This is a genomic window from Pseudomonas sp. NFACC04-2, from assembly GCF_900119265.1.
Classification (GTDB): domain Bacteria; phylum Pseudomonadota; class Gammaproteobacteria; order Pseudomonadales; family Pseudomonadaceae; genus Aquipseudomonas; species Aquipseudomonas fluorescens_AA.
This window is the reverse complement of the sequence record NZ_FPJC01000027.1, coordinates 36,412-63,258: the sequence shown is the minus strand read 5'-3', so window position 1 is coordinate 63,258 and position 26,847 is coordinate 36,412. Positions and strand designations below refer to the sequence as shown.

General features: G+C 62.6%; 27 protein-coding genes. 19 read left to right on the top strand and 8 right to left on the bottom strand.

Annotated features, from left to right (window positions below):
• From BT125_RS25595 to BT125_RS25565, 7 genes are all read left to right on the top strand, one after another.
• The coding region (locus BT125_RS25595) for an OprD family outer membrane porin (RefSeq protein WP_139271801.1) at positions 1 to 576 on the top strand (576 nt) is incomplete at its 5' end.
• Between the two features lie 145 nt (positions 577 to 721).
• Complete coding sequence (locus BT125_RS25590; protein ID WP_072411608.1) at positions 722 to 1,543, top strand: NAD-dependent epimerase/dehydratase family protein; 822 nt, start codon at positions 722 to 724, stop codon at positions 1,541 to 1,543.
• Between the two features lie 42 nt (positions 1,544 to 1,585).
• Positions 1,586 to 2,491 carry an SMP-30/gluconolactonase/LRE family protein gene (locus BT125_RS25585; protein WP_072411606.1) on the top strand — a complete coding sequence of 302 codons (906 nt, stop codon included), beginning with the start codon at positions 1,586 to 1,588 and terminating at the stop codon, positions 2,489 to 2,491.
• A 58-nt stretch (positions 2,492 to 2,549) separates the two neighbouring features.
• Positions 2,550 to 3,518: a TRAP transporter substrate-binding protein gene (locus tag BT125_RS25580; RefSeq protein WP_072411604.1), complete on the top strand. Its 969-nt coding sequence runs from the start codon at positions 2,550 to 2,552 to the stop codon at positions 3,516 to 3,518.
• Between the two features lie 75 nt (positions 3,519 to 3,593).
• Positions 3,594 to 4,121: a TRAP transporter small permease gene (locus tag BT125_RS25575; protein ID WP_072411602.1), complete on the top strand. Its 528-nt coding sequence runs from the start codon at positions 3,594 to 3,596 to the stop codon at positions 4,119 to 4,121.
• Positions 4,121 to 5,401, top strand: coding sequence for a TRAP transporter large permease (locus BT125_RS25570; protein WP_072411600.1), 1,281 nt, complete (start codon positions 4,121 to 4,123; stop codon positions 5,399 to 5,401). Before BT125_RS25575 ends, BT125_RS25570 begins: the two co-directional genes overlap by 1 nt.
• A 198-nt stretch (positions 5,402 to 5,599) precedes the next feature.
• A complete protein-coding gene (locus BT125_RS25565) occupies positions 5,600 to 6,469 on the top strand; it encodes an aldose 1-epimerase (RefSeq protein WP_072411598.1) in 870 nt (289 codons plus the stop codon).
• Between the two features lie 36 nt (positions 6,470 to 6,505).
• Here BT125_RS25565 and BT125_RS25560 read toward each other — a convergent pair whose 3' ends face one another.
• Positions 6,506 to 7,306, bottom strand: coding sequence for a sulfite exporter TauE/SafE family protein (locus BT125_RS25560; RefSeq protein WP_072411596.1), 801 nt, complete (start codon positions 7,304 to 7,306; stop codon positions 6,506 to 6,508).
• Positions 7,307 to 7,512: 206 nt separating this feature from the next.
• Between BT125_RS25560 and BT125_RS25555 the strand changes: the two genes are divergently transcribed.
• Positions 7,513 to 8,376, top strand: coding sequence for an MBL fold metallo-hydrolase (locus BT125_RS25555; RefSeq protein WP_072411594.1), 864 nt, complete (start codon positions 7,513 to 7,515; stop codon positions 8,374 to 8,376).
• 144 nt (positions 8,377 to 8,520) lie between these two features.
• On the opposite strand, the gene bkdR is transcribed toward BT125_RS25555, so the two are convergent.
• Entirely contained in the window at positions 8,521 to 9,009 is a 489-nt protein-coding gene (gene bkdR, locus BT125_RS25550; protein ID WP_003202929.1) for a Bkd operon transcriptional regulator BkdR, read from the bottom strand.
• A gap of 191 nt (positions 9,010 to 9,200) precedes the next feature.
• Between bkdR and BT125_RS25545 the strand changes: the two genes are divergently transcribed.
• The 5 genes from BT125_RS25545 (at position 9,201) to BT125_RS25525 (ending at position 15,428) form a co-directional block, all read left to right on the top strand.
• Positions 9,201 to 10,436, top strand: coding sequence for a 3-methyl-2-oxobutanoate dehydrogenase (2-methylpropanoyl-transferring) subunit alpha (locus tag BT125_RS25545; protein WP_072411592.1), 1,236 nt, complete (start codon positions 9,201 to 9,203; stop codon positions 10,434 to 10,436).
• Between the two features lies 1 nt (position 10,437).
• Positions 10,438 to 11,496 (top strand): alpha-ketoacid dehydrogenase subunit beta, encoded by a 1,059-nt coding sequence (locus BT125_RS25540; protein WP_072411590.1) that lies wholly within the window; start codon positions 10,438 to 10,440, stop codon positions 11,494 to 11,496.
• Positions 11,497 to 12,762, top strand: a complete 1,266-nt coding sequence (locus BT125_RS25535; RefSeq protein ID WP_072411589.1) for a dihydrolipoamide acetyltransferase family protein — start codon at positions 11,497 to 11,499, stop codon at positions 12,760 to 12,762.
• Between the two features lie 3 nt (positions 12,763 to 12,765).
• Positions 12,766 to 14,151, top strand: a complete 1,386-nt coding sequence (gene lpdA, locus BT125_RS25530; RefSeq protein WP_072411587.1) for a dihydrolipoyl dehydrogenase — start codon at positions 12,766 to 12,768, stop codon at positions 14,149 to 14,151.
• Between the two features lie 257 nt (positions 14,152 to 14,408).
• A complete protein-coding gene (locus BT125_RS25525) occupies positions 14,409 to 15,428 on the top strand; it encodes a branched-chain amino acid aminotransferase (protein ID WP_072411585.1) in 1,020 nt (339 codons plus the stop codon).
• Positions 15,429 to 15,511: 83 nt separating this feature from the next.
• Here the strand turns inward: BT125_RS25525 and BT125_RS25520 are convergent, their stop codons facing one another.
• Entirely contained in the window at positions 15,512 to 16,441 is a 930-nt protein-coding gene (locus BT125_RS25520) for a DMT family transporter (protein WP_072411583.1), read from the bottom strand.
• Positions 16,442 to 16,550: 109 nt separating this feature from the next.
• On the opposite strand from BT125_RS25520, the gene BT125_RS25515 reads away from it, so the two are divergent.
• Positions 16,551 to 17,345 (top strand): AraC family transcriptional regulator, encoded by a 795-nt coding sequence (locus BT125_RS25515; protein WP_072411581.1) that lies wholly within the window; start codon positions 16,551 to 16,553, stop codon positions 17,343 to 17,345.
• A 59-nt stretch (positions 17,346 to 17,404) separates the two neighbouring features.
• On the opposite strand, the gene BT125_RS25510 is transcribed toward BT125_RS25515, so the two are convergent.
• Both BT125_RS25510 and BT125_RS25505 read right to left on the bottom strand, forming a co-directional pair.
• The gene (locus BT125_RS25510; RefSeq protein WP_072411579.1) at positions 17,405 to 18,169 is read right to left on the bottom strand and encodes an ArsR/SmtB family transcription factor; all 765 of its coding nucleotides are present in this window, start codon (positions 18,167 to 18,169) and stop codon (positions 17,405 to 17,407) included.
• A 44-nt stretch (positions 18,170 to 18,213) separates the two neighbouring features.
• Entirely contained in the window at positions 18,214 to 18,555 is a 342-nt protein-coding gene (locus tag BT125_RS25505; RefSeq protein ID WP_072411577.1) for an FKBP-type peptidyl-prolyl cis-trans isomerase, read from the bottom strand.
• 145 nt (positions 18,556 to 18,700) lie between these two features.
• On the opposite strand from BT125_RS25505, the gene BT125_RS25500 reads away from it, so the two are divergent.
• Entirely contained in the window at positions 18,701 to 19,762 is a 1,062-nt protein-coding gene (locus BT125_RS25500) for a M4 family metallopeptidase (RefSeq protein ID WP_072411575.1), read from the top strand.
• The gene (locus tag BT125_RS25495; protein ID WP_053122893.1) at positions 19,762 to 20,085 is read left to right on the top strand and encodes a protealysin inhibitor emfourin; all 324 of its coding nucleotides are present in this window, start codon (positions 19,762 to 19,764) and stop codon (positions 20,083 to 20,085) included. Before BT125_RS25500 ends, BT125_RS25495 begins: the two co-directional genes overlap by 1 nt.
• Before the next feature lie 4 nt (positions 20,086 to 20,089).
• On the opposite strand, the gene BT125_RS25490 is transcribed toward BT125_RS25495, so the two are convergent.
• A complete protein-coding gene (locus tag BT125_RS25490) occupies positions 20,090 to 20,401 on the bottom strand; it encodes an RcnB family protein (RefSeq protein WP_072411573.1) in 312 nt (103 codons plus the stop codon).
• 265 nt (positions 20,402 to 20,666) lie between these two features.
• Between BT125_RS25490 and BT125_RS25485 the strand changes: the two genes are divergently transcribed.
• Positions 20,667 to 21,770 carry a DNA alkylation repair protein gene (locus tag BT125_RS25485; protein WP_072411571.1) on the top strand — a complete coding sequence of 368 codons (1,104 nt, stop codon included), beginning with the start codon at positions 20,667 to 20,669 and terminating at the stop codon, positions 21,768 to 21,770.
• A 5-nt stretch (positions 21,771 to 21,775) separates the two neighbouring features.
• Here the strand turns inward: BT125_RS25485 and BT125_RS25480 are convergent, their stop codons facing one another.
• Complete coding sequence (locus BT125_RS25480; RefSeq protein WP_072411569.1) at positions 21,776 to 23,854, bottom strand: putative bifunctional diguanylate cyclase/phosphodiesterase; 2,079 nt, start codon at positions 23,852 to 23,854, stop codon at positions 21,776 to 21,778.
• Between the two features lie 297 nt (positions 23,855 to 24,151).
• Between BT125_RS25480 and pncA the strand changes: the two genes are divergently transcribed.
• Positions 24,152 to 24,805 (top strand): bifunctional nicotinamidase/pyrazinamidase, encoded by a 654-nt coding sequence (gene pncA, locus BT125_RS25475; RefSeq protein ID WP_072411567.1) that lies wholly within the window; start codon positions 24,152 to 24,154, stop codon positions 24,803 to 24,805.
• 41 nt (positions 24,806 to 24,846) lie between these two features.
• Entirely contained in the window at positions 24,847 to 25,488 is a 642-nt protein-coding gene (locus BT125_RS25470) for a DUF1345 domain-containing protein (protein ID WP_072411565.1), read from the top strand.
• A gap of 55 nt (positions 25,489 to 25,543) precedes the next feature.
• Here the strand turns inward: BT125_RS25470 and BT125_RS25465 are convergent, their stop codons facing one another.
• On the bottom strand, positions 25,544 to 26,845 hold the full coding sequence (locus tag BT125_RS25465) for an ATP-binding protein (protein WP_072411563.1): 1,302 nt from the start codon (positions 26,843 to 26,845) through the stop codon (positions 25,544 to 25,546).
• Positions 26,846 to 26,847 lie beyond the last annotated feature (2 nt).

Below are 26,847 nucleotides of genomic sequence, written 5' to 3'. Positions count from 1 at the left end.
CTGTCCGACATCTACCAGCAGCAATATTTCAACCTGACCCATAGCCAACCCATCGGCGACTGGACCCTGGGCGCCAACCTCGGCTACTTCATCGGCAAGGAAGACGGCAGCGCCCTGGCCGGCGACTTGGACAACAAAACCGCGTTCGCCATGCTCTCGGCCAAATACGGCGGCAATACCTTCTACGTCGGCCTGCAGAAAGTCGGTGGCGACGATGCCTGGATGCGCGTCAACGGCACCAGCGGCGGCACCCTGGCCAACGATAGCTACAACTCCAGCTATGACAACGCCAAGGAAAAATCCTGGCAACTGCGCCACGACTTCAACTTCGCCGCCGTCGGCGTGCCGGGCCTGACCTTGATGAACCGCTACATCAGCGGTGACAACGTGCACACCGCCACGGTCGACGATGGTAAGGAGTGGGGCCGTGAAAGTGAGCTGGCCTACACCGTGCAGAGCGGCGCCCTGAAGAGCCTTAACGTGAAATGGCGCAACTCGACGATGCGCCGGGATTTCAGCACCAACGAATTCGATGAGAACCGTATTTTCATCAGCTATCCGATCAGTTTGTTGTAAGGCGGTTGGGTGGGTCTGCTGGTGAGGGGGCGGCTGGACTGGCGCTTTCGCGAGCAGGCTCGCTCCCACAAGGAAAGGTCACCCTTTGCCCGCGGTCATATGGCCTATACAACGGATATCACTCACTGTTTGCTCAGGTAATGCCATGACTACGACACCGATTCGCCAACCCCTCAATCGCCTGCTGCTGACCGGCGCCGCCGGCGGCCTGGGCAAAGTCCTGCGCGAGCGCCTCAAGCCTTTCGCCCGTCACATCCGGCTGTCGGACATCGCCAACATGGCCCCGGCCATCGATGAAAGCGAAGAAGTGGTGCCGTGCGACCTGTCCGATAAACAGGCCGTGCACCGATTGGTGGAAGGCGTCGACGCCATCCTGCATTTCGGGGGTGTTTCGGTGGAGCGTCCGTTCGAAGAAATCCTGGGCGCCAACATCAGTGGCGTGTTCCACATCTATGAAGCCGCCCGCAAGCATGGCGTCAAGCGTGTGATCTTCGCCAGCTCCAACCACGTCATCGGCTTCTACAAGCAGGACGAGGCCCTCGACGCCCTCTCCCCTCGCCGTCCGGATGGCTACTACGGCCTGTCCAAATCCTACGGCGAAGACGTCGCCAGCTTCTACTTCGATCGCTACGGCATAGAGACCGTGAGCATCCGCATCGGCTCCTCGTTCCCCGAACCGCAGAACCGCCGGATGATGAGCACCTGGCTGAGCTTCGACGACCTCACCCAACTGATCGAATGCTCGCTCTACACGCCAAAGGTCGGCCACACCGTGGTCTACGGCGTGTCCGCCAACCGCGACGTCTGGTGGGACAACAGCCACGCCGCGCACCTGGGTTACCAGCCCAAGGACACTTCCGAGATTTTCCGCGACAAGATCGAAGCCCAGCCAATGCCGGCCGCCGATGACCCTGCCAGGATCTACCAGGGCGGTGCCTTCGTCGCGGCCGGCCCGTTCGACGACTGATTGGCCTGTTTCCATGGGATATGAACGTACAAAGGAATCACCATGCAAGCCGAATTGATTGTCGATGCACGCAACGCCGTCGGGGAGAGCCCGGTGTGGGTCCCCGAGGAAAACGCCCTGTATTGGGTGAACATCCCCAGCGGTGGCCTGCAACGCTGGAATGCCAGCAGCGGAAAAATCCAGGGCTGGGAAGCCCCCGAAATGCTTGCCTGCATTGCCCGTCACCAGGACGGCGGCTGGGTAGCGGGCATGGAAAGCGGTTTCTTCCGCCTGCACCCCCATGACGACGGCAGCCTCGACAACGAACTCTATGCGAGCGTCGAGCACAGCCGCGTCGACATGCGCCTCAACGATGGCCGTTGCGACCGCCAGGGCCGCTTCTGGGCCGGCAGCATGGTGCTGAACATGGCCGCCAACGTCGACGAAGGCCGGATGTACCGGTATGAGGCCGGGCAACGCAGCCCGGTCGAGGCGCAACTGAGCGGTTTCATCGTGCCCAATGGCCTGGGATTCAGCCCGGACGGCCGGACGATGTACCTCTCCGACTCACACCCGTTGGTCCAGCAGATCTGGGCTTTCGACTACGACATTGACAGCGGCACCCCATCCAACCGGCGGCTATTCGTCGACATGCTGCCCCTGGCCGGTCGCCCGGACGGCGCGGCAGTCGACGCCGACGGTTGCTACTGGATCTGCGCCAACGACGCCGGGCTGATTCACCGGTTCACCCCGGATGGACGTCTCGACCGCTCACTGGAGGTACCGGTGAAAAAACCCACCATGTGCGCCTTTGGCGGCAGCCGCCTGGACACCCTCTTCGTCACCTCGATCCGCCCCGGTGACGACACCGATCCGCATTCCCTGGCCGGGGGCGTGTTCGCCCTCAACCCCGGCGTCAAAGGCCTGGCCGAGCCCACTTTTGGAGGGCTGGAACACGCCGCGAAATAATCTGCTTCACCGCTTTGCTGAATGAGCCATAAAAAAAACAACAAACTGGAGATTGACCATGAATTTCAAACGCACGCTTCTGATCGCAGCCCTCCCCCTGGCCTTCCTGGCCCAGGCGGCCCATGCCCTTGAACTCAAGATCGCCGACATCCATCCCAAGGGCTACCCCACCGTGATGGCCGAAGAAAGCATGGGCAAGACCCTGACCAAAGAGACCAACGGCGAGCTGACCTTCAAATATTTTCCAGGCGGTGTATTGGGTTCCGAGAAGGAAGTCATTGAGCAGATGCAAGTCGGCGCGATACAGATGTCCCGGGTCAGCCTGGGCATCGTCGGCCCTGTGGTACCGGATGTGAACGTGTTCAACATGCCGTTCATCTTCCGCGACCAGGCCCACATGCGTGCCGTCATCGACGGTGATGTGGGCGATGCGATCCTCGACCGGATCACCAATTCCGAGTTCGGTCTGGTGGCCCTGGCCTGGATGGACGGCGGCACGCGCAACATCTACACCAAGAAGCCGGTGCGCAAGCTCGAAGACCTCAAGGGCATGAAGATCCGTGTGCAAGGCAACCCGATGTTCATCGAGATGATGAACGCCATGGGCGCCAACGGTATCGCGATGGACACCGGTGAAATCTTCAGCGCCCTGCAGACCGGCGTGATCGACGGCGCGGAAAACAACCCGCCGACCCTGCTCGAACACAACCACTACCAAAACGCCAAGTACTACAGCCTTACCGGACACCTGATCCTGCCAGAGCCGATCGTGATGTCGAAAATCACTTGGGAAAAACTGACACCGGATCAACAGGCGATGGTCAGGAAGGCCGCCAAGGCTGCCCAGGCCGAAGAGCGCGCGCTGTGGGACCAGAAGTCCGCCGCCAGCGAAGAAAAACTCAAGGCTGCGGGTGTCGAGTTCATCACCGTCGACAAAAAACCCTTCTACGACGCCACCGCACCGGTACGGGCCAAGTACGGCGCGCCCTATGCCGACCTGATCAAGCGTATCGAAGCCGTTCAGTAACGCCTCCCGTTCTGTACTCATGAAAAGGCCCGGCACGCCTGATGCCCAAGGCGTGCCCGGTTACGGTGGAACCCGATGAAGAATTTGCTGCTGCGTATCAACGATAAGATCTACATGACGTGCATCTGGGTTGCCGGCCTTTCCGTCCTGGCGATTTCCCTGATGATTCCCTGGGGCGTGTTCGCCCGCTACGTGCTGGGTTCCGGCTCGAGCTGGCCCGAGCCCACGGCGATCCTGCTGATGATGGTGTTCACCTTCATTGGTGCCGCCGCCAGTTACCGCGCCGGTGCGCACATGGCCGTGGCCATGGTCACCGACCGCATGCCACCGCACCTGAAATCCGCGGCGTCGATCTTTTCCCAATTGCTCATGGCCCTGATCTGCATCTTCATGACGGTCTGGGGCTTCAAGCTGTGCATGTCCACCTGGAACCAGTTCATGGCTTCCCTGCCCGGCCTGCGAGTTGGCGTGACTTATTTGCCGATTCCCCTGGGCGGCTTGCTGACGCTGGTTTTCGTCCTGGAAAAACTCTTGCTCGGTGACCAGAGCAAACGGCGGGTCGTGCAGTTCGACCTGGTTGAAGAAAGTGAAGGTGCCGCTTAATGGACGCTCTGATTCTGCTGGGCAGTTTTATCGTGTTGATCCTGATCGGCATGCCGGTTGCCTACGCCCTGGGCGCCGCCGCCCTGATCGGAGCGTGGTGGATCGACATCCCGTTCCAGGCCGTGATGATCCAGGTGGCGGGCGGGGTGAACAAGTTCTCCCTTCTGGCCATTCCGTTCTTCGTGCTGGCCGGTGCGATCATGGCCGAGGGTGGCATGTCCCGCCGCTTGGTGGCGTGTGCCGGCGTGCTGGTGGGTTTTGTGCGTGGTGGCCTGTCACTGGTCAACATCGTCGCCTCGACCTTCTTCGGCGCGATTTCCGGTTCGTCAGTGGCCGACACCGCGTCGGTGGGCTCGGTGCTGATTCCGGAAATGGAACGCAAGGGCTATCCACGGGACTTTTCCACCGCCGTGACCGTCAGTGGTTCGGTGCAAGCCCTGCTGACCCCGCCAAGCCATAACTCAGTGCTCTACTCCCTGGCCGCCGGCGGCACGGTCTCGATTGCCTCGCTGTTCATGGCGGGCATCGTGCCGGGCTTGCTGATGAGCGCCTGTCTGATGGTGTTGTGCCTGATCTTCGCGAAAAAGCGCAACTACCCCAAGGGCGAAGTGATCCCGATGCGCCAGGCGCTGAAAATCGTCGGCGAGGCCCTGTGGGGTCTGATGGCGATGGTGATCATCCTCGGCGGCATCCTGTCGGGCATCTTCACCGCCACCGAATCGGCGGCCATCGCGGTGCTGTGGTCGTTCTTCGTGACCATGTTCATCTACCGCGACTACAAGTGGCGTGAACTGCCGAAGCTGATGCACCGCACCGTGCGCACCATCTCCATCGTGATGATCCTGATCGGCTTCGCCGCCAGCTTCGGCTACATCATGACGCTGATGCAGATCCCGGCGAAGATCACCACGATGTTCCTGACCCTGTCGGACAACCGTTACGTGATCCTGATGTGCATCAACGTGATGCTGCTGCTGTTGGGCACCGTGATGGACATGGCGCCGCTGATCCTGATCCTGACGCCGATCCTGATGCCGGTTATCGTCGGCATCGGCGTAGACCCGGTGCAGTTCGGCATGATCATGCTGGTGAACCTGGGCATCGGGCTGATAACGCCGCCAGTGGGGGCGGTGCTGTTCGTCGGCTCCGCCATCGGCAAGGTCAGCATCGAAGCCACCGTCAAGGCGCTGCTGCCGTTCTATGCCGTGCTGTTCCTGGTGCTGATGCTCGTGACCTACGTGCCAGCCCTGTCGCTGTGGTTGCCGCACCTGGTGTTGTAACCCTTCCATCAGCAAGCAAGCCCCCTTGTGGCGAGGGAGCTTGCTCCCGCTGGACTGCGAAGCAGGCCCAAGTTATTTGTTTCAGCACAAATTTTTGGGGCGGCTTCGCCACCCAGCGGGAGCAAGCTCCCTCGCCACAACAGCGTCCACACAAAATCTGCATTTCCTCACTGCTTTTCAATCCAGCAGACAACCACCATGACCCCACCCCTTCTCCATCTCGAAGACGAACTGACCCGCCTCACCCTGGCCCCGCATCTGGGCGCCAGCCTGGTCGACTGGACCGTGCGCAGCAGCGGCGCGCCATTGCTACGCCCGCCGGCCCCCCAAGCCCTGGAAAACGCCCTGCCCGGCAAGCTCGGTGGGTTCCCGTTGATCCCCTGGTCGAACCGGATCGCCAACGGCGGTTTCGATTGCCCTGGCGGCTGGCTGGCCCTGGACGCCAACAGCCCCAACGACCCGTTCCCCATCCATGGCAGTGCCTGGCAGCAACCGTGGCAAGTGACCGAACAGAATGCCCAGGAAGCGCTGCTGCAACTCGACAGTCAGCACCCATTCGGCTATTGCGCCAGTTTGCGTGTCCGCTTGCGCGGCGGTCAGTTGCAGATCGCGATGCTCGTCACCCACACGGCGAAACAGCCGGCGTGGCATGGGCTCGGCCTCCACCCGTACTTCCCGCGCACCACCGGTACGCGCCTGCAAACCCGGGCGAGCGAAGCCTGGCTGTGCGACGCCACGAAACTGCCGACAGAACGGATCGACCTTCCCGAACACTGGAACTTCCAGGAGGCCCGTTTGTTGCCGGACACCCTCGTGGACAATGGCTTCGGTGGCTGGGACGGGCATTGCCTGATCCAACAGCCGCAGCTGGGCTATGAGCTGGAGTGCCAGGCCAGCGGCTGCGATTACTTCCTGCTGTACTGCCCCGTGGGCCTGGATTTCTTTTGCATCGAACCGGTCAGCCACCCCGTCAACGCCCACCACCTGCCGGGACGGCCGGGGTTGCGTTTGCTGGAGCAAGGGCAATCGGTGGCGCTGGGGTTTTCGATGCAGTGCCGGTTGCTGTAACCCCTGTGGCCATGGGGCAGTCCCGGTTCATGGCCGCTACGCCCGCACCCACATGAACACTGCCACCCCCAGGCACACCCCGGCGAACCCCATCTGCAGTGCCCGGGCCGGAACCTTGGCCGACACTTGCCGGCCGAGCACCATCCCGACGATGCTCGCCGCAATGAACGCCATCCCTACCCGGTCGATGCTCACCCCGGCATGAAACGCGCCCACCACGCCAATCAACGAAATCAGGCTGATGACCATCAAGGACGTCGCGACGATCCCGCGCATCTGCACATCGGTCAGTTGCTTGAACGCCGGCACGATCAGGAAACCGCCCCCCACGCCCAGCAACCCCGAGACCATGCCCGTCACTGCGCCCAATGCCGACAGCGTGGCGGTGCAACGAGGCGTCCAGGCCAGGCGGCCGGTCTGGCGGTCGAGCATGCAGTTCTTCTGACCCCAACTGGCGGCGCCATGATCGCTGGGCCCCACTTGCGGCGTTTCCCGGCGCAACATGCGCGCCGCCACCAGCACCATCAGCAGGCTGAACAGCATCATCAGGATTTTTTCCGAAAGCTGGTGGGCGAGGTAGATGCCCAGCGGCGAAAACACCGCGCCCAGCAATGCGATCAGCAGCGCCGCACGGTAACGCACCAGGCCATGGCGCAGCCCGTCGATGGCCCCCACCGCCGCCGCGCTACCCACCGCCAACAACGCCACCGGCGCGGCCTGGGTCATGCTCCAGCCCAGGCCCAACACCAACGCCGGCACCGCCAGGATGCCGCCGCCCGCCCCCGTCAGGCCAAGGACCAGGCCCATGACCACACCAAAAAAACTCGCCAGTAACATTCAGGTTCTCTCAAGCCGCGCACACCTGATGGCAGGTGCGATCGCATTTGCAGGACGCCTTGGTCCTCACTAAGCTGCGGACCATATGTTGTAAGCCCCAAGCGTTGCAACAAGCTATTTTAGATTGGTATGTGGCGAGGGAGCTTGCTCCCGCTGGGCTGCGTAACAGCCCCTTTCATGAGTTCTTCCCGTACAGGTTCGCTGTCATGCCCGCGCAGATCCAAAGTTTTCTCGACCCCGCCTCCAAGACCTATACCCACGTTGTGTATGAGCACGATGGCGGGTACTGCGCGGTAGCCGATCCAGTGCTCGACTACGATCCGGCCTCGGGCCGCAGCGGCACCGCGCAGGCGGATCGGGTGATTGCGTTTGTGCGGGAACATCGACTGACGGTGCAATGGCTGCTGGAGACCCACGCCCATGCCGATCACTTGTCCGCCGCGCCTTATCTGCGTCGGGAGCTGGGCGGCAAGATCGCCATCGGCGAGTCCATCGGCCAGGTGCAGAACGTGTTCAAGACCCTGTTCAACCTGGAGCCGCACTTCGCCGTCGACGGTTCGCAATTCGACCGCCTGTTCGCGCCCGACGAGTCCTTCCTGATCGGCAACCTCAAGGCCACCGCCCTGCACGTGCCCGGCCATACCCCGGCGGACATGGCCTACCTGATCGATGGCGACGTGATCCTGGTGGGCGACACGCTGTTCATGCCCGACGTAGGCACCGCCCGTTGCGACTTCCCCGGTGGCAACGCCCATCAGCTCTACGCCTCGATCCGCAAGCTGCTGGCTTTCCCCGCCGGGGTGCGGCTGTATGTGTGCCACGACTATCCACCGGAGGAACGCGAGCCCCACTGCGTGAGCACCGTGGGTGAACAGCGCCAGCACAACATCCATGTCCGCGATGGCATCGATGAAGCCTCGTTCGTGGCCATGCGGACCCAACGTGATGCAACGCTAGGCATGCCGACGCTGTTGCTGCCGGCGATCCAGGTCAACGTGCGGGCCGGCCACCTGCCGCCGGCCGAGGACAATGGCGTGACCTATCTGAAGATTCCGATCAATCAACTTTAGAAGCTTGTACTGAATGTAATGGCCTCATCGCGAGCAAGCTCGCTCCCACAGGGATTGGCGGAGGTCGCAGAACCCGGCAACACTGCAAACCCAATGTGGGAGCGAGCTTGCTCGCGATGACAGTGGGTCAGGAAACAATGAACCTCAGGTCCCCAAGGTCAACCCATTGGCCGGCAACGGCAGCGCGGTCTTGTAGCGCACCTGCTTGAGGGCAAAGCTCGAACGGATGTTCGCCACCCCCGGGACCTTGGTCAGGAAGTCCATCATGAACCGCTCCAGCGACTGGATGGTCGGCACCAGCACGCGGATCAGGTAGTCCGGATCGCCGGCCATCAAGTAGCACTCCATCACCTCCGGTCGGTCGGAAATCGCCTCCTCGAAGTGCTGCAACGCTTCCTCCACCTGCTTCTCCAGGCTCACATGGATAAACACGTTGACGTGCAACCCCAGCAGGTCGGCATCCAGCAGCGTGACCTGCTCGCGGATCACCCCCAGCTCCTCCATCGCCCGGACGCGGTTGAAGCACGGCGTCGGCGACAGATTGACCGAGCGGGCGAGATCGGCGTTGGTGATGCGGGCGTTTTCCTGAAGGCTGTTCAGAATGCCGATGTCGGTGCGATCCAATTTACGCATGAGACAAATAATCCTGTTTTTTATCGTTGTGCAGATTTTTTATCTGCAAATGATCTGAACAGCAAGCTAACAGAGAAAAATATTCTTCTTCGTCGAGCCTATGATTGTTGTAGGACAATTTCCCCTACCCGGGACATTCGTCAGCTAGCGCGCCCACTACAAGAAATTCACAAGATCGAGCGTAGAAAGCCATGAACCCAGCGTACGAACCGCTACGCCTGCACGTCCCCGAACCCTCGGGCCGTCCCGGCTGCAAGACCGACTTTTCCTACCTGCATCTGTCCGATGCCGGCACGGTGCGCAAACCTCCCATCGACGTCGAACCCGCCGACACCGCCGACCTGGCCCGCAGCCTGATCCGCGTGCTCGATGACCAGGGCAATGCCTTGGGCGACTGGGCGGCGGACATTCCCGTCGAGATCCTGCGCAAAGGCATGCGTGCCATGCTCAAGACGCGGATCTACGACAACCGCATGGTGGTCGCCCAACGTCAGAAAAAGATGTCGTTCTACATGCAAAGCCTTGGCGAGGAAGCCATCGGCAGCGGCCAGGCCCTGGCGCTGAACATCGATGACATGTGCTTTCCCACCTATCGCCAGCAAAGCATCCTGATGGCCCGCGACGTGCCGTTGGTGGGCATGATCTGCCAACTGCTGTCCAACGAGCGCGATCCGCTCAAGGGCCGGCAGTTGCCGATCATGTACTCGGTCAAGGACGCCGGTTTCTTCACCATTTCCGGCAACCTCGCCACGCAGTTCATCCAGGGCGTGGGCTGGGGCATGGCCTCGGCGATCAAGGGCGATACCAAGATCGCCTCGGCCTGGATCGGTGACGGCGCCACCGCCGAATCGGACTTCCACACCGCCCTCACCTTCGCCCACGTCTACCGGGCGCCGGTGATCCTCAACGTGGTCAACAACCAATGGGCGATTTCCACCTTCCAGGCCATTGCCGGCGGTGAAGCCACGACGTTCGCCGGACGCGGCGTCGGTTGCGGCATCGCCTCCCTGCGTGTCGATGGCAACGATTTCATGGCGGTCTACGCCGCCTCGCGCTGGGCCGCCGAACGTGCCCGCCGCAACCTCGGCCCGGCGCTGATCGAATGGGTCACTTACCGCGCCGGTCCGCACTCCACCTCGGACGATCCCTCCAAGTACCGCCCTGCCGACGACTGGAGCCACTTCCCGCTGGGCGATCCGATTGCCCGTCTCAAGCAGCACATGGTCAAGATCGGCCAGTGGTCCGAAGAGGAACATGCGGCGGTCACCGCCGAACTCGAAGCCGAGGTGATCGCCGCGCAGAAGGAAGCCGAGCAGTACGGCACCCTCGCCGGCGGGCAGATTCCAAGCGCCGCGACCATGTTCGAAGACGTCTACAAAGAGATGCCGGAGCACTTGAAGCGCCAGCGTCAGCAGTTGGGGATCTGACATGAACGATCACAACACCAATATTGCGCTGGATACCGCCATGACCACTACCACCATGACCATGATCCAGGCCCTGCGCTCGGCCATGGACGTGATGCTCGAGCGCGACGACAACGTCGTGGTGTTCGGCCAAGACGTGGGCTACTTCGGCGGCGTGTTCCGCTGCACCGAAGGCCTGCAGAACAAATACGGCACCTCGCGGGTGTTCGACGCACCGATTTCCGAAAGCGGCATCGTCGGCGTGGCGGTGGGCATGGGCGCCTACGGGCTGCGGCCGGTGGCCGAGATCCAGTTCGCCGACTACGTCTACCCGGCATCGGACCAGATCATTTCCGAGGCGGCGCGCCTGCGCTATCGCTCGGCCGGCGAGTTCACCGCGCCGATGACCCTGCGCATGCCCTGCGGCGGCGGCATCTACGGCGGCCAGACCCACAGCCAGAGCATCGAGGCGATGTTCACCCAGGTCTGCGGCCTGCGCACCGTGATGCCGTCCAACCCCTACGACGCCAAGGGCTTGCTGATCGCCTCCATCGAAAACGATGACCCGGTGATCTTCCTCGAACCCAAGCGCCTGTATAACGGCCCGTTCGACGGCCACCACGACCGCCCGGTAACACCGTGGTCGAAACACCCCTCGGCCCAGGTGCCGGACGGTTACTACACCGTGCCTCTGGACGTCGCCGCCATCACCCGTCCGGGCAAGGACGTGACGGTTCTCACCTACGGCACCACGGTCTACGTCTCTCAAGTGGCGGCCGAAGAAACCGGCATCGACGCCGAAGTCATCGACCTGCGCAGCCTTTGGCCGCTGGACCTTGAAACCATCGTCAAATCCGTGAAGAAAACCGGCCGCTGCGTGGTTGTCCACGAAGCCACCCGCACCTGCGGTTTCGGCGCCGAACTGGTGTCGTTGGTGCAAGAACACTGCTTCCACCACCTGGAAGCGCCCATCGAGCGTGTCACCGGTTGGGACACCCCCTACCCGCACGCGCAGGAGTGGGCGTATTTCCCTGGGCCGTCCCGAGTGGGCGCGGCGTTGAAACGGGTCATGGAGGTCTGAATGGGCACGCACGTTATCAAGATGCCGGACATCGGCGAAGGCATCGCGGAAGTGGAACTGTCGGTGTGGCACGTCAAGGTCGGCGACATGGTGGTCGAAGACCAGGTGCTGGCCGATGTCATGACCGACAAGGCGATGGTGGACATCCCTTCGCCGGTGCATGGCCGGGTCATCGCCCTGGGTGGCGAGCCGGGTGAAGTCATGGCGGTGGGCAGCGAACTGATCCGCATTGAAGTCGAAGGTGCGGGTAATTTGAAAGAGTCGGCACAACCGGCGCCAGTGGCGACAGCGCAGGCGCCGAAGCCGGCGCCAGTGGCCACGCGTGAACCGGTGCTGGAGAAGACCGCCGTCCCTCGCCCGGCGCCGCAAACCCCGGTGGCCCGTGACCCCGACGAGCGTCCACTGGCCTCGCCGGCCGTGCGCAAACACGCGCTGGACCTGGGTATTCAATTGCGCCTGGTCCAGGGCAGCGGCCCGGCCGGACGGGTCCTGCACGAAGACCTCGAAGCCTATCTGGCCCAGGGACCGTCGTCCCAGGCCAAGGGTGGTTCGGGTTATGCCGAACGCCACGACGAACAGCAGATCCCGGTGATCGGCATGCGCCGCAAGATTGCCCAGCGCATGCAGGAAGCGACCCAACGCGCGGCTCATTTCAGCTACGTCGAGGAAATCGACGTCACGGCCCTGGAAGAGCTGCGGGTTCACTTGAATGAAAAACACGGCGCCAGTCGCGGCAAGCTGACCTTGCTGCCGTTCCTGGTCCGCGCGCTGGTCGTGGCCCTGCGGGACTTTCCGCAGATGAATGCCCGCTACGACGATGAAGCCCAGGTCATCAATCGCTCAGGCGCGGTGCATGTGGGCGTCGCCACCCAGAGTGACGTTGGCCTGATGGTGCCGGTGGTGCGTCACGCCGAAGCCCGTACCCTGTGGGACAGCGCGGCGGAAATCGCCCGCTTGGCGACAGCCGCGCGCACGGGCAAGGCCAGTCGCGAGGAACTGTCCGGCTCGACCATCACCCTGACCAGCCTCGGTGCCCTCGGCGGCATCGTCAGCACACCGGTGCTGAACCTGCCGGAAGTGGCGATTGTCGGCGTGAACAAAATCGTCGAGCGGCCCATGGTAATCAAGGGGCAGATCGTGATCCGCAAGATGATGAACCTCTCCAGTTCTTTCGATCACCGAGTGGTCGACGGCATGGACGCGGCGCAATTCATCCAGGCCCTGCGCGGCCTGCTCGAACAACCCGCCACCCTGTTCGTGGAGTAAGGTATGCAACAGACTTTGAACACCACGCTGCTGATCATCGGCGGCGGCCCCGGCGGCTATGTGGCGGCGATCCGCGCCGGCCAGTTGGGCATCTCGACGATCCTGGTGGAAGGCCAGGCGTTGGGCGGTACCTGCCTGAACATCGGTTGCATCCCGTCCAAGGCGTTGATCCATGTGGCCGAGCAGTTTCACCAGACGCGCCACCACAGCCAAGGCTCAGCCTTGGGCATCACGGTGGCGGCGCCAACGCTGGAGATCGGCAAGAGCGTGGAATGGAAAGACGGCATCGTCGATCGCCTGACCACCGGCGTCGCGGCATTGCTGAAAAAGCACAAGGTCCAGGTCATTCATGGCTGGGCCAAGGTGATCGATGGCAAGACGGTCGAGGTCGGTGACACCCGCATCCAATGCGAACACCTGCTGCTGGCCACCGGTTCGAAAAGCGTCAACCTGCCGATCCTGCCACTGGGCGGGCCGATCATTTCCTCCACCGAAGCCCTCGCCCCCACCTCGGTGCCCAAGCACCTGGTGGTGGTCGGCGGCGGCTACATCGGCCTGGAGTTGGGCATCGCCTATCGCAAGCTCGGCGCCGAGGTCAGCGTGGTCGAGGCTCAGGAACGGATCCTGCCAGCCTACGACGGCGAGCTGACGCAACCGGTGCACGAGGCACTCAAGCAGTTGGGCGTGAAGCTGTACCTCAAGCACAGCGTCGAAGGGTTCGATGCCCAGGCCAGCACCTTGCAAGTGCGTGATCCCAATGGCGACACGCTGAACCTGGACACCGACCGAGTGCTGGTGGCGGTCGGGCGCAAACCCAATAGCCAAGGTTGGAATCTCGAAGCGTTGGACTTGGCGATGAACGGTGCTGCAGTGAAAATCGACCACCGCTGCCAGACCAGCATGCACAACGTCTGGGCCATCGGCGACCTGAGCGGCGAACCGATGCTCGCCCACCGAGCCATGGCCCAAGGCGAAATGGTCGCCGAGCTGATCGCCGGACAGCATCGGGAATTCAACCCGACCGCCATCGCCGCGGTGTGCTTCACCGACCCGGAACTTGTGGTGGTCGGCAAGACGCCGGACGAGGCCAAGGCTGCCGGGCTGGACTGCCTGGTTTCGAGCTTCCCGTTCGCTGCCAACGGCCGAGCCATGACCCTGGAATCGAAAAGCGGTTTCGTCCGGGTCGTGGCGCGCCGGGACAATCACCTGATCGTGGGCTGGCAAGCGGTCGGCGTCGGCGTGTCGGAGCTGTCCACGGCATTCGGCCAGTCCCTGGAAATGGGCGCGCGCCTGGAGGACATCGCCGGCACCATCCACGCCCATCCGACGCTGGGCGAGGCCGTGCAGGAAGCGGCGTTGCGGGCGCTGGGGCATGCTTTGCATCTGTGATTCAGGAGAATTGATGGTGTGAGTGAGGGCCCTATCGCGAGCAAGCTCGCTCCCACAGGTGATAACGGTCGTTCATGGGAACGCAATCTCAGGTGGGAGCGAGCTTGCTCGCGATTTCCAAGAACACCATCATTTATCTGTCTGCACCTTGTCGAGCGGGCTGCGAAACAGCCCCGGAATGAAGTATTGTTGTCCCCATCCAAAAAACGTCAGAAGCCTTGAACCGTTTCGACGGTTGTTAAGAAATAGAGGGTGTCATGGGTAACGAGAGCATCAATTGGGACAAACTGGGCTTTGACTACATCAAGACCGACAAGCGCTACCTGTCGCACTGGCGCGATGGCGCCTGGGACGCCGGCACCCTGACCGACGACAACGTGCTGCACATCAGCGAGGGCTCCACCGCCCTGCACTACGGCCAGCAGTGCTTCGAAGGCCTGAAGGCCTATCGCTGCAAGGACGGCTCGATCAACCTGTTCCGCCCGGACCAGAACGCCGCCCGCATGCAGCGTAGCTGCGCCCGCCTGCTGATGCCGCACGTCGACACCGAGCAGTTCGTCGAAGCCTGCAAGCAAGTGGTCCGCGCCAACGAGCGCTTCATCCCGCCGTATGGCACCGGCGGCGCGCTGTACCTGCGCCCGTTCGTGATCGGCGTGGGTGACAACATCGGCGTGCGCACCGCACCCGAGTTCATCTTCTCGATTTTCTGCATTCCGGTCGGCGCCTACTTCAAGGGCGGCCTGACCCCGCACAACTTCCTGATCTCCAGCTTCGACCGCGCCGCCCCGCAAGGCACTGGCGCGGCCAAGGTCGGTGGCAACTATGCCGCCAGCCTGATGCCCGGCTCCCAGGCCAAGAAGGCCAGTTTCGCCGACTGCATCTACCTGGACCCGATGACCCATTCGAAAATCGAGGAAGTCGGCTCGGCCAACTTCTTCGGCATCACCCACGACAACAAATTCGTCACCCCAAAATCCCCTTCGGTCCTGCCGGGCATCACCCGTCTGTCGTTGATCGAACTGGCCAAATCGCGCCTGGGCCTGGAAGTGATCGAAGGCGACGTGTTCATCGACAAGCTGTCGGACTTCAAGGAAGCCGGCGCCTGCGGTACCGCCGCGGTGATCACCCCGATTGGCGGCATCAGCTACAAGGACAAGCTGCACGTGTTCCACAGCGAAACCGAAGTCGGCCCGATCACCCAGAAGCTCTACAAGGAGCTGACCGGCGTGCAGACCGGTGATGTGGAAGCGCCAGCGGGTTGGATCGTCAAGGTTTGACCTAAGCAACCGCCTGCTCAGTGCCTGCATGAAAAAGCCCACCCCTGCCTCGGCAAGGGTGGGCTTTTTACTGGCGGCTTCGGCTACCCCCGACGCAATACCAGCCATCGTCCCCAGCGCTGGTGAAACCAACCGTAACCGCTGACCAGCAAGATCCCGCCCAGCACCAGGACCGCGCCGAGGATAAAGTTCGGCTCCAACGGCTCGTCCAGCAGCCAGACACCAAAGCCAATGCCGAACAACGGCGTCATGAACGACAGCACGCCCAACTGCGAAGCCAGGTAATGGCGCAGCAGCGAGAACCAGATCAGAAAACTGGCGAAGGACACCAGCAACACCTGGAACGCCAGGCTGGCAATGAGTTGCGGCGTGGGGTTGATCGTCGTTTGCGCCAACGCCACCGACATCCCGATCAGCAGCACCCCGGCGCCGACCAATTGATACAGCAGCGTCTGGCTGGCGGGCAGATCCGTCAATCGCGAACAACGGACCGTCACCGTGGTCGCGCCCCATAGCGCACCGGCCAACAACCCCATGCCGTCACCGAGCAATGAACTGCCGTTCGCCGCCCCCGAGCCACCACTGAAGGCCACCACGATCCCGGCGAATGCGACGGCGATACCCAGCCATTGCGCCGGTTTGAGGCGTTCGCTCGGCAGTTTCCAGTGCAACCCGAGGGCGGCGAACATCGGTGCGGTGTACAGGAAAATCACCATGTGCGAAGCCGTCGTATGCCGCAGGCCTTCGCCCACCATCACGAACTCCAGGGCAAACAGCAGGCCCACCAGCAGGCCCGGCCGCCAACTGCCGTCGGCCAGGGACAGGCGTTCACCGCGCACCCGCATCAGCAGCCAGACCAGCACCGCGGCAATGGCCGAGCGCACGCCCAGTTGCAGCATCGGCGCCATGTCGGCGGCGCTGGCCTTGATCGCGACTTGCTGGAAACCCCAAATGGCGCAAAGGCCGGTCATCAGGGCACAGACTTGGCCATCCAGGGCGCGGCGGAGAGTCATGGGGAGGGGTCCTTGGGCGGGAATCGATAAAGGAGTGTGTTCCTGACACCTTTGCTGGATATAGTGATTACCCGACAAACCATCCCGGTAATCCGCCATAGCGGTCGATATGCAGTCCCACGCCCAACACCTGAAGATGCCTCCGTTCGAAACGGCCCTGCCGGCGCCGATCTACTTTCGAAGTGCCTGCATGCCGGCACACGCCACTTACCCACGGCACCGACATGCCTGGGGGGAATTCGTCTACTCCTACAGTGGGGTGATGGAGATCGAGATCGCCCAGTACCATTATCTGGCCCCGCCGCAGTATGGCATCTGGTTGCCGCCGGACATGGAACATGTAGGGTTCAATCGGCATGAGGCTTGCCACTGTTCGTTGTACCTGGCGGCCGAACTGTGCGGTGCGCTGCCTGCCGAGCCCTGCGCGCTGACCTTGAGCCCGCTGATCCGCGCCCTCCTGGAAGAGCTGCGCAGCGATCCGCCCAGCCAACCACAGACGCCTCAGCAGCAACGCCTGTTGCAGGTGCTGGTGGACAAACTGACCGAAGCGCCCCATGTCGGCAGCTACCTGCCCTCTTCCGATGACCCGCTTCTGGGCCCTGTGCTGCGGGCCTTGGAGGCCAATCCCGGCGACCCGCGCTCACTGCCGGAACTGGCCCGCGCCGCCAACACCACCGAACGCACGCTGATGCGTCGGGCCCAACGGGACCTGGGCATGTCATTGGTGGAATGGCGCCAGCGCGTGAAAGTCATCGAAGCCCTTGCCTTGCTCGCACGTGGCCAGACCGTGGAAACCATCGGCCTGGATCTGGGCTACAGCAGCGCCTCGGCGTTCATCAGCATGTTTCGCAAAATGATGGGGACTACACCGGATGAGTATCGGCGTCAACATATGACCGGATAGCGAGGGCCTGCTGATACTGCTATCGCGAGCAAGCTCGCTCCCACAGGGGTATCCGTTGTCTACCGATCCTGCGCTCGCCGCAGGTCCATGGTGGGAGCGAGCTTGCTCGCGATGGCGGGCTCGACATCCCTCTCTGCACTGACCCCAAACCGCCCCGCCAGCTCCCGACGACCCCTGGCCGTCAACCCCAGCGCCCGGCTATCCAGGTCCTGGGTCACCCACTTGCGCTTGATCGCCACTTGCAGCAACGCCGCCCCCAGGGCCCCGCCCAGGTGTGCACGGCGCATGCTCCAGTCCAGGCAGGGGCAAGCGAACCGGCGTCGTTGCGCGGCGACGACCTGGAGGTCAATGCCCACGCCCTCGAACAGCCCCACGCCGGATTCACTCAACCGATAGCCCTGTTCTGGCACCTCCACCAGCCACCCAGCCTCGATCATCCGATCATGCAGCCGCACCGCCAGGGTGCCGGCCATGTGGTCGTAGCAGGTGCGGGCGAATTGCAGGCGATCCGGAGTACGCGGCGTGAAGGTCGGCGCGGCGTTCTGGCCGATCACCATCAGTGCTTCGAGGGCCTGGGCGACGCGTGGGTCCGCCAGGCTGTAGTAACGATGCCGGCCCTGGATGTGCAGACGCACCAACGCCAGATCCTTGAGTTTCGACAGATGGGCACTGGCGGTGGAGGCACTGACCTCGGCGATGCTCGCCAACTCGGTGCTGGTCCGGGCATGGCCGTCCATCAAGGCACACAGCATCCGGGTACGAGCCGGTTCGGCAATGGCGGCGGCCACTTGGGACACGCCTACGTCATGACGTTCTGCGTTCATATTTCACTCCACAATGGAACAAGCGCACCGATCGGTTGCTGCCCTCACTCGTCCCGGGTCAGCACTTCCAGCAACTCGATTTCAAAGATCAGGTTGGCGTTGGGCTTGATGTGGGCGCCCATGGACCGTTCACCGTAGGCCAGGTGGGCCGGCACCAGCAACTTGCGCTTGCCACCGACTTGCATGCCCATCAGGCCCAGGTCCCAGCCCTTGATGACGCGACCGGTGCCAATCACGCATTGGAAGGGTTTGCCGCGACTGTAGGACGAATCGAATTCGGTGCCGTCTTCGAGGGTGCCGCGGTATTGGGTGGTGATCAGCGCACCTTTGACTACGCTTTTGCCGTCGCCCTGTTGCAGGTCGATGATTTGCAGTTCTTCATTCATGGCGTATCCCTCGTGTGATCCAGGCGCGGGGTTTTCGCAGAAATCAGGCTGCATGGCAAACGTTGTCTGCCATGCATCAGGGAACCGCAACGGCCTATTCGGTTCACATGGGTATCGACCCTGCATTTCAGATAAGGATTTTCTGATGATCGACTCTCGTCCGTTCCACAGTTTCATTCCGCCGTACATCCTCAATCGCATCATCGCCCACGGTTCCGAACAGCAACGCTCCAGCGCCCTCGGCACCTTGACCCACGTGCGCAATCTGCGGCACAACCCTGGCCCACCCAGCTCCCCGCCCGTCACGGCGGCGCTGCCCAAGCCCGGCAAGGCCGGACACCCGCAACGCAGCGTGCACGACGCCCAAAACAGCATGGAACTGCCCGGCCAGCCGGTACGCCTGGAAGGCCAGCAGGCCAGTGGCGACCCGGCCGTGGACGAGGCCTACGATGCCCTGGGCGCCACCTACGATTTTTTCTGGAAGGTCCTGGGGCGCGATTCCATCGACAACAAAGGCTTCGCCCTGGTGGGCAGCGTGCATTACGGCCAAGGCTATGAAAACGCCTTCTGGAACGGCGCGCAGATGGTGTTCGGCGACGGCGACGGCGAAATTTTCCAGCGCTTCACCCGCTCCCTGGACGTGGTGGCCCACGAACTGGCCCATGGCGTCACCGAAAGCGAAGCCGGGTTGATCTATGCCAACCAGTCCGGTGCGCTGAACGAGTCCATCTCCGACGTGTTCGGTGTGCTGGTCAAGCAGTTCGTGCTCGAACAAACCGCCGACCAGGCCGACTGGCTGATCGGCGCCGACCTGCTCACCGACAAGATCAACGGCGACGGCCTGCGCAGCATGTCCAACCCCGGCAGCGCCTACGATGACCCGCTGCTGGGCAAGGACCCGCAACCGGCGCACATGCGCGAATTCGTGATTACCCGTGAAGACAATGGTGGCGTGCACATCAACTCCGGCATTCCCAACCGGGCCTTTTATCTGGTGGCGACCACGCTGGGCGGATTTGCCTGGGAAAAGGCCGGCCGGATCTGGTATGAAACCTTGTGCGACCGAAGACTGGCCAATGACGCGTCCTTCAGCGCCTTCGCCCGCCTGACCGTCGAGCATGCCCGCCAGCGCTTCGGCACGCGGGAAGTGCAAGCGGTACAGAACGGCTGGGCCCAGGTCGGCGTCGACCTGACACAGGAGAGCTGATGAAAACCCTTCCAGACCTCGACGACAAAGCCGTGGTACGGCTGTCGCGCCAGGGCGGCGTGGCCGCCATCCATGCGCTGACCCGGCCACGGGAAATCGAGTTCGCCCAGTGCGACCTCGACCAGCGCACACGCATCTGTTCGGTCCTGGAGGGCTGCCTACCACTGACCTCCTCCACCCCCGGGCGCGGTGACCAGCGGTTTTTCCAGATCGAGGTGCGTTATCGCGCCAACGACCAGGACGACGAGATGGTGCTGCAGGTGCCCGAGGACCGGGCACCCGGCGAGTTGGTTCACCTATGGGACAAAGGCGAAGTGCTCTGAAGATTTAACGTGTGGCCGGCACGATCTTCACGATCGCGCCGGACACGGTTTCGATCAGCAGGTACTTGTCGTCGATTTGCACCCATTGCTGCTCGTTTGACGGCTGTTCCAGCTTCTTCTGTTTCCAGTCTTTCATGGCCCTGTCCGCGCGCTGGTAGTCCGCCGGTACGCGGTCGTTCTCCACCAGCCTGCGACCATTGCTCGGCGAATGCTCCAAGGCGTCTCCGGTTTTCTCGACCGCTTGCGCAACAGGCCCAAGGGTTGTTCCAAGGCTGGCAATCAGGACCAGGCTGGCGATCAGGGTGGGTTTGCGCATAGAAAAAACTCCAGTTATTCGAGGGACTGAATCTGGGACTTCGCGGGCGGCAAATCATTCCTTTTACCGTAGAAGCTCGTAGGAATTCGCAGGAGCTCGTAGGAGCTGTCGAGTGCAACGAGGCTGCGATCTTTCCCAAGACACTTGAATCCCAAGCGAAAGATCAAAAGATCGCAGCCTTCGGCAGCTCCTACAACGCAGCCGAGCGGGAGCAAGCGCCCTCGCCACGGGATATAGTGACAAGCCCTGCACGACGGACCCTGCCATGACGACCCCGACCACTGCCTCCCCTGCCCTCAAGGAAATCTTCAACAGCGCCCGCCTGGAGCACATTGCCAGCGAAATGCGCGTGGTGTATCCGACCTTCGACGCCAAGGCGTTCTTGCGCATGGCCAAAGACGGGCTGGCCGAGTTGTCGGTGATGCAGCGCATGGCCCGGGTCAGCGAGTGCCTGCACGCCGTGCTGCCCCTCGATTATGAAGCGTCGCTGGAGGTGCTGCGCGCCCTGGCCCCGCGTCTGAACAGCATGTTTGTCAGCATGTTCCTGCCGCACTACGTGGCGGCTTTCGGCCGCAATCACTTCGACATGTCGTTGGACGCGCTCCAGTATTTCACTCGGTTCGGCTCGTCGGAGTTCGCCGTGCGGCACTTCTTGCGGGACGACCTGGAACGCACCCTCAAGGTCATGCACGGCTGGGCCCTGGACGCCAACGAACACGTGCGTCGCCTGGCCAGCGAAGGTAGCCGGCCGCGCCTGCCATGGTCGTTTCACCTGGAACCGATCCAGGCCAACCCCGACCTGGCCGCCGCGATCCTCGACACGCTCAAGGGCGACGAGAGCCTCTATGTGCGCAAATCCGTGGCCAACCACCTCAACGACGTCACCAAGCAGCATCCGGACTGGGTGCTGGACCAGATCGAAGGCTGGCCATTGCAAGAACGCCACACCGCGTGGATTGCCCGGCATGCGCTGCGTAGCTTGATCAAACAAGGTAATCCCAGGGCGCTGGGGGTCATCGGCGCCAGCGGCAAGGCGCAGGTCCAGGTGCTGGATTTGCAGGTGACGCCGGCGGTGATTCGCTTGGGAGAACAGGTCACGCTGTCCTTCACGGTGCAATCAACCCTCGGGCAGAGCCAGCGCCTGGTGATCGACTACGCCGTCGACTACGTGAAAGCCTCGGGCGGCACCTCGGCCAAGGTCTTCAAACTCAAGACCTTCGACCTGCCCGCCCAGGATCGCGTCAACCTCAGCCGTTCGCAACATATTCGCGAACTGACCACTCGCAAACACTACGCGGGCCGGCATGCCGTGCACCTGCTGGTCAACGGCGAGCGGCTGGGCAGCACGGCGTTCGATATCGTCTCCTGAGGGGGTCAGGCTATCGCCACGGTTTTCGCCTGGCGAATGTCCTGCAGAAAACGCTCGGCCGGCAGCGGATGGCCCAACAGATAGCCCTGCAGCGAATCGCAGCCCAACTGGGTCAGGAAGTCTTGTTGCATGTCGGTCTCCACGCCTTCGGCGACGATCCGCAGGCCCAGGGCCTGGCCGAGGGCGACGATGGCCGAAACGATGGCCGCGTCATCGCTGTCGTGCTCCAGGTCCCGCACGAAGCCGCGATCGATCTTCAGCTCGTTGGCCGGCAGGCGCTTGAGGTACATCAGACTCGAATAGCCGGTGCCGAAGTCGTCGATGGACAAATCCACGCCCATGTCCGAGAGCAGTTGCAACACCGTCATGCTCGCGTCCGCATCGCTCATGGCGGTGGTTTCGGTGATTTCCAGGGTCAAGCTGTTGGCCGGCAGCTTGTGCGTTTCCAACGCCTTGGCCACGCTCTGCACCAAACCGGTGTGGCAGAACTGCAAAGCCGAGAGGTTCACCGCGATGCGCCAGTCGGTATAACCGAGCACGTACCATTCGCGCATCTGCCGGCAGGCTTCGTTCAACACCCATTCGCCGATAGGGATGATCAACCCGGTCTTTTCCGCCAAGTCGATGAACGTGTCGGGCATCAACAGGCCTTGGGTCGGGTGGGTCCAGCGCAACAAGGCTTCGGCCCCGACCGGACGGCCATTGGCCGCGTCGAACTTGGGCTGGTAATGCAGGCTGAACTGTCGCTGTTCGACGGCCATGCGCAAGTCTTGCAACAGCTGCAATTGCTTGCGGGCGTTGCTGTTCATCGAGGCGTCGAAAAAACTGTAGCCGTTTTTGCCGGCGCCCTTGGCGTGGTACATCGCCGCGTCGGCGTTCATCAGCAGCTCTTCAGCGCTCTGGCCGTTGCCAGGATAAAGGGCGATGCCGACGCTGGCGGAGATCTGCAAGTCATGCTCAGACACCCGGAACGTGCGCCCGATCAAGCCGACCTGGCGTGCCGCCAGTCGCAGGGCATCGTCGGGCTCGGCCAGTTGCACCAGCAGCACGAACTCATCACCACCGATCCGCGCTAGGGTGTCCTGGCTGCGCAGGTCTTCGCGCAAGCGCAGGGCCACGTCCCGCAGCAACAAATCGCCCATGTGGTGACCAAAGGCATCGTTGACCGGCTTGAAACCATCGAGGTCGATGAACATCAAGGCGAAGCAGCCGCCCTGCTCTTGCACCCGATGCATGGCCTGGTCGATCCGGTCGGCCAGCAGCACACGGTTGGGCAGCCCGGTGAGGGGGTCGTGCAGGGCCAACTGTGTCAGTTCCCGGTTGGCCCGGGTCAGGGACTGGGCAAGCTCGGCGGTGCGGGCTTCCAGGCGCGCATCGAGAATCGACGTCAGCAAGGCAATGGCCAACACCGCCAGGGTGGTGATCAACACCAGATTGTCCAGGCCCTTGCCGCTCAAGCCGTCCAGAGAACCACAGAAACTGCCCTCGCTGAACCGCGCCCCGGCCATGCCGGTGTAATGCATGCCGACGATGGCGATGCCCATGACCACCGCGGCGCCCGCACGAGCCAGACGCACGTGGGGGCTGTTCTGGCGCAGGCGAAAGGCAATCCACAGCGCCGCCGCCGACGCGCCGACAGCAATCACCAACGAAGCCCCGAACAGCGTCGGGTCGTAATCGATGCCCGGCTGCATCCGCAGCGCGGCCATGCCGGTGTAATGCATGGCGCTGATCCCGGCACCCATGATCAGCGCACCGAAGGCCAACTGCCACGCCGGCAATCGCGGCTGACTGACCAGCCACAGGGCAAAACCGCTGGAAAGAATGGCGGTCAGCAGTGACAGCGCGGTGATCGGGACATCGTAGCCAAGCTCAACCGGCAAGGTGAACGCCAGCATGCCGATGAAGTGCATGGACCAGATGCCCACCCCCATCGCCAGCGCGCCCCCGGTCATCCAAAAATGCGCGGCGCGCCCCTGGGCGGTGGCGATACGCCCGGCCAGATCCAGCGCGGTGTAGGAAGCCAGCACGGCAACAAACAAGGAAATCGAAACGAGGGCGGGGGAATAACTGCCGATGAGCATGTTTTTTTCTCGTAACAGAAGAGCCGTACTGCTTCCATGCCCGGTTGGAGGTCGGCGATTGTACTGAATCGTGACAGGGACGCACGTACCAAATATCAAAAAGCCATCAAACCTGAAATATTTTCGACGAAAGACACTACCTCGAGCAGGGAGATTTTCTCTGGAAGCCATCCATATGTGTTCCCCGCAGCTCCAATGTGGGAGCGGGCTTGCTCGCGATAGCGGTGAGTCAGTCTGCACACGGGGCCCGAGCCGTTCAGCTACTCTCGAAGAACCAATTCAAGGAGGATTCCCCCCATGGGCGTTCCCGCCAACCGAGCCTTGACCACCGCACTCGTGGTGATCGATGTACAGAACGACTTCATCCCCGGCGGCCAATTGGCCGTGCCAGGAGGTGATGAGATCGTGCCGTTGATCAACCAGCTCGGCCAATCATTCAGGCACATCGTCCTCGCGCAAGACTGGCACCCGACCGGACACGCCTCGTTTGCCTCCAGCCATCCGGGCAAGCAACCTTTCGACATCATCCAGTTGCCCTACGGCGAGCAAACACTCTGGCCCGACCACTGCCTACAGGGCAGCCACGGTGCTGCGCTGCACCCGGCGCTCAAGCTTGACCATGCCAAGCTGATCATTCGCAAAGGCTGCAACCCGGACATTGACAGCTACTCGGCCTTCCTGGAAGCGGACCACCAGACCCCGACCGGTTTGACCGGCTACCTCAAGGAACGCGGCATCGACACCGTCTACCTGGTGGGCCTGGCCCTGGATTTCTGCGTGATGTTTTCGGCACTGGATGCCCGGCTGGCCGGGTTCAACGCATTTGTGGTGCTGGACGCCTGCCGGGGCATTGACAGGGAGGGCTCGATGAAGGCGGCGATCCGGCGGATGCAGGAAGCGGGCGTGCAATTGATCGAATCCAGCGCGATAGACGGTCGCCCCTTCGCTTGATGGCTCATACTAGGCACCTCTTTTCCGGACAGTGAGCCTCCATGCCCTTCCTCGCCCGCACTCATCCGCGTCTTTCCAGCGCCACGGTCCTTGGCCTGGCGGTGGGTATCCTGGCTCCCGTGGACTCGATCATCAGCAAGATCCTGATCGGCTGGAATGCCGGGGTCTGGACCTACCTGGTGCTGATGTTCTGGCTGACCGTGCGGGCCAAGGCGCCCGATGTGAAGCGCATCGCCGAAATCGAAGATGAAAATGCCGGGCTGGTGCTGCTGACTGTCTGCATCGCCGCATTGGCCAGCCTGGCGACCATCACCTTCGAGCTGGCCGGCAGCCGCGACCTGCAAGCCGCTGGCAAGCTGTTGCATTACGGCTTCACGGCAATGACCGTGATCGGTTCATGGCTGCTGATCGGGGTGATTTTCAGCGTTCACTACGCACGGCTGTATTACACCTGGGAAGGCAAGGAGCCGGCGCTGCGCTTTGCCGAAGGGCTGACCACACCCAACTATTGGGATTTCCTGTATTTCTCTTTCACCATCGGAGTCGCGGTGCAGACTTCCGACGTGGGGGTCGCCACCCGGCAGCTGCGCAAGATCGTGCTGGCGCAGTCGTTGATCGGGTTTGTGTTCAACACGGCGATCCTGGGGTTTTCGATCAATATTGCAGCGGGGTTGTTTGGGTAATGGGCCGTGGGACCGCTTCGCGGTCCAGCGGGAGCAAGCTCCCTCGCCACAGGATTCAGGGTGGTGTTGGCAGCCATAGCCTGAAACGTGCCCCGCCCAGTGGCGAGGCCTCGACGGTGAGTGTGCCGCCCTGGGCTTCCAGGGCCCGGCGGCTAATGGCCAGGCCGAGGCCAAAGCCGCCCGTGGCGCGGTCGCGGCTGCGGTCCAGGCGGTAGAACGGCTCGAACACACGCTCGCGTTCGCTGTCGGGAATGCCGATGCCGTCGTCGTCGACCCAGATCTCACAGCCTTGATCACCCACCAGCACGCCGATCTGGATGCGCTTTTCGCAATAACGCATGGCATTGCGCAGCAGGTTCTGCAACGCCCGTGCGGTCAGTCGTGGGTCCAGCACAAAACGCTCCAGCGTCCCATGCAATAGCACGTCGATGACCACGTCCGGCGCCGCCAGGTCCTCGTCGACGCTGCCCAGGATGCTGTCGACAAACTCATCCAGTGCCACTTCGACCCGTTCGGGCAAGCGTTGCGGGTTTTGCAACCGGCTGTAGGACAGCAGCTCCAACACCAACTCATCCAGCTCGCGAATGTGCGCCACCAGCCCTTGCAGGCGCTCGCGACTGGGTGCCGGCAGGTCGTCGGACAGCGCCAGGGCCAAGCCGAAGTCGAGCCGCGTCAGGGGCGTGCGCAGTTCGTGGGACACGGCGTTGAGCAGATCCCGCTGTTGGTTGAGCAGGTTCTCGATGTCCCCTGCCATCGTGTCGAACACGTGGGCCAGGCTGCCGATGTTCGAACTGGAGGCGATGTGCGTACGTTCCCCCAGATGACCTTTGCCAAAACGCTCGGCGGTGCGCCGCAGGCGTTCCAGGTCGCGCCAGTGGGGCCGCAACCAGAGCAACAGGCAGGCCAGCATCGTCGCGCCGATCAACACGTTGATGCTCCAGTACAACCAGCTGACATCGGCAGGGTCCGGCGGCACGACCATCTTCACCGCCGTGCGCTCATCCAGCGGCGCCGCCGCCAGGGTTCGCCAGGCCCAGTCGCCAAGGCGAACCACATTCTCGCCACGCTTGAGACGCGCCTGCTCCTCGGCGCTGAAACCGTTGTCATCAATGGCGGCCAGTTGAATGCGCAGCGGGTCGAATTCCTTGTCCATCTGCGCCGCCAGCGTCGGCCACTGTTCGCTGGGCACGGTGCGGAATTGCTTGACCAACAAGGTTTGCAGGCCCCGGGAATAATCGAGGTTGTAGGTCACGAAACGCTCGTGGAACAGGCGGATCACCAGTTCCGGCATCAGGTAGATTGCCGCGCTATAGGACACGATGGTGACCAGGTACAGGCGGATCAGCAGCTTCCACATCG

What these genes read in the sequence shown, in the direction of transcription:
- BT125_RS25590 (WP_072411608.1), top strand. Translation starts at nt 722, where the DNA reads ATGACTACGACACCGATTCGCCAACCCCTCAATCGCCTGCTGCTGACC.
- BT125_RS25585 (WP_072411606.1), top strand. Translation starts at nt 1,586, where the DNA reads ATGCAAGCCGAATTGATTGTCGATGCACGCAACGCCGTCGGGGAGAGC.
- BT125_RS25580 (WP_072411604.1), top strand. Translation starts at nt 2,550, where the DNA reads ATGAATTTCAAACGCACGCTTCTGATCGCAGCCCTCCCCCTGGCCTTC.
- BT125_RS25575 (WP_072411602.1), top strand. Translation starts at nt 3,594, where the DNA reads ATGAAGAATTTGCTGCTGCGTATCAACGATAAGATCTACATGACGTGC.
- BT125_RS25570 (WP_072411600.1), top strand. Translation starts at nt 4,121, where the DNA reads ATGGACGCTCTGATTCTGCTGGGCAGTTTTATCGTGTTGATCCTGATC.
- BT125_RS25565 (WP_072411598.1), top strand. Translation starts at nt 5,600, where the DNA reads ATGACCCCACCCCTTCTCCATCTCGAAGACGAACTGACCCGCCTCACC.
- BT125_RS25560 (WP_072411596.1), bottom strand. Translation starts at nt 7,306, where the DNA reads ATGTTACTGGCGAGTTTTTTTGGTGTGGTCATGGGCCTGGTCCTTGGC.
- BT125_RS25555 (WP_072411594.1), top strand. Translation starts at nt 7,513, where the DNA reads ATGCCCGCGCAGATCCAAAGTTTTCTCGACCCCGCCTCCAAGACCTAT.
- bkdR (WP_003202929.1), bottom strand. Translation starts at nt 9,009, where the DNA reads ATGCGTAAATTGGATCGCACCGACATCGGCATTCTGAACAGCCTTCAG.
- BT125_RS25545 (WP_072411592.1), top strand. Translation starts at nt 9,201, where the DNA reads ATGAACCCAGCGTACGAACCGCTACGCCTGCACGTCCCCGAACCCTCG.
- BT125_RS25540 (WP_072411590.1), top strand. Translation starts at nt 10,438, where the DNA reads ATGAACGATCACAACACCAATATTGCGCTGGATACCGCCATGACCACT.
- BT125_RS25535 (WP_072411589.1), top strand. Translation starts at nt 11,497, where the DNA reads ATGGGCACGCACGTTATCAAGATGCCGGACATCGGCGAAGGCATCGCG.
- lpdA (WP_072411587.1), top strand. Translation starts at nt 12,766, where the DNA reads ATGCAACAGACTTTGAACACCACGCTGCTGATCATCGGCGGCGGCCCC.
- BT125_RS25525 (WP_072411585.1), top strand. Translation starts at nt 14,409, where the DNA reads ATGGGTAACGAGAGCATCAATTGGGACAAACTGGGCTTTGACTACATC.
- BT125_RS25520 (WP_072411583.1), bottom strand. Translation starts at nt 16,441, where the DNA reads ATGACTCTCCGCCGCGCCCTGGATGGCCAAGTCTGTGCCCTGATGACC.
- BT125_RS25515 (WP_072411581.1), top strand. Translation starts at nt 16,551, where the DNA reads ATGCAGTCCCACGCCCAACACCTGAAGATGCCTCCGTTCGAAACGGCC.
- BT125_RS25510 (WP_072411579.1), bottom strand. Translation starts at nt 18,169, where the DNA reads ATGAACGCAGAACGTCATGACGTAGGCGTGTCCCAAGTGGCCGCCGCC.
- BT125_RS25505 (WP_072411577.1), bottom strand. Translation starts at nt 18,555, where the DNA reads ATGAATGAAGAACTGCAAATCATCGACCTGCAACAGGGCGACGGCAAA.
- BT125_RS25500 (WP_072411575.1), top strand. Translation starts at nt 18,701, where the DNA reads ATGATCGACTCTCGTCCGTTCCACAGTTTCATTCCGCCGTACATCCTC.
- BT125_RS25495 (WP_053122893.1), top strand. Translation starts at nt 19,762, where the DNA reads ATGAAAACCCTTCCAGACCTCGACGACAAAGCCGTGGTACGGCTGTCG.
- BT125_RS25490 (WP_072411573.1), bottom strand. Translation starts at nt 20,401, where the DNA reads ATGCGCAAACCCACCCTGATCGCCAGCCTGGTCCTGATTGCCAGCCTT.
- BT125_RS25485 (WP_072411571.1), top strand. Translation starts at nt 20,667, where the DNA reads ATGACGACCCCGACCACTGCCTCCCCTGCCCTCAAGGAAATCTTCAAC.
- BT125_RS25480 (WP_072411569.1), bottom strand. Translation starts at nt 23,854, where the DNA reads ATGCTCATCGGCAGTTATTCCCCCGCCCTCGTTTCGATTTCCTTGTTT.
- pncA (WP_072411567.1), top strand. Translation starts at nt 24,152, where the DNA reads ATGGGCGTTCCCGCCAACCGAGCCTTGACCACCGCACTCGTGGTGATC.
- BT125_RS25470 (WP_072411565.1), top strand. Translation starts at nt 24,847, where the DNA reads ATGCCCTTCCTCGCCCGCACTCATCCGCGTCTTTCCAGCGCCACGGTC.
- BT125_RS25465 (WP_072411563.1), bottom strand. Translation starts at nt 26,845, where the DNA reads ATGTGGAAGCTGCTGATCCGCCTGTACCTGGTCACCATCGTGTCCTAT.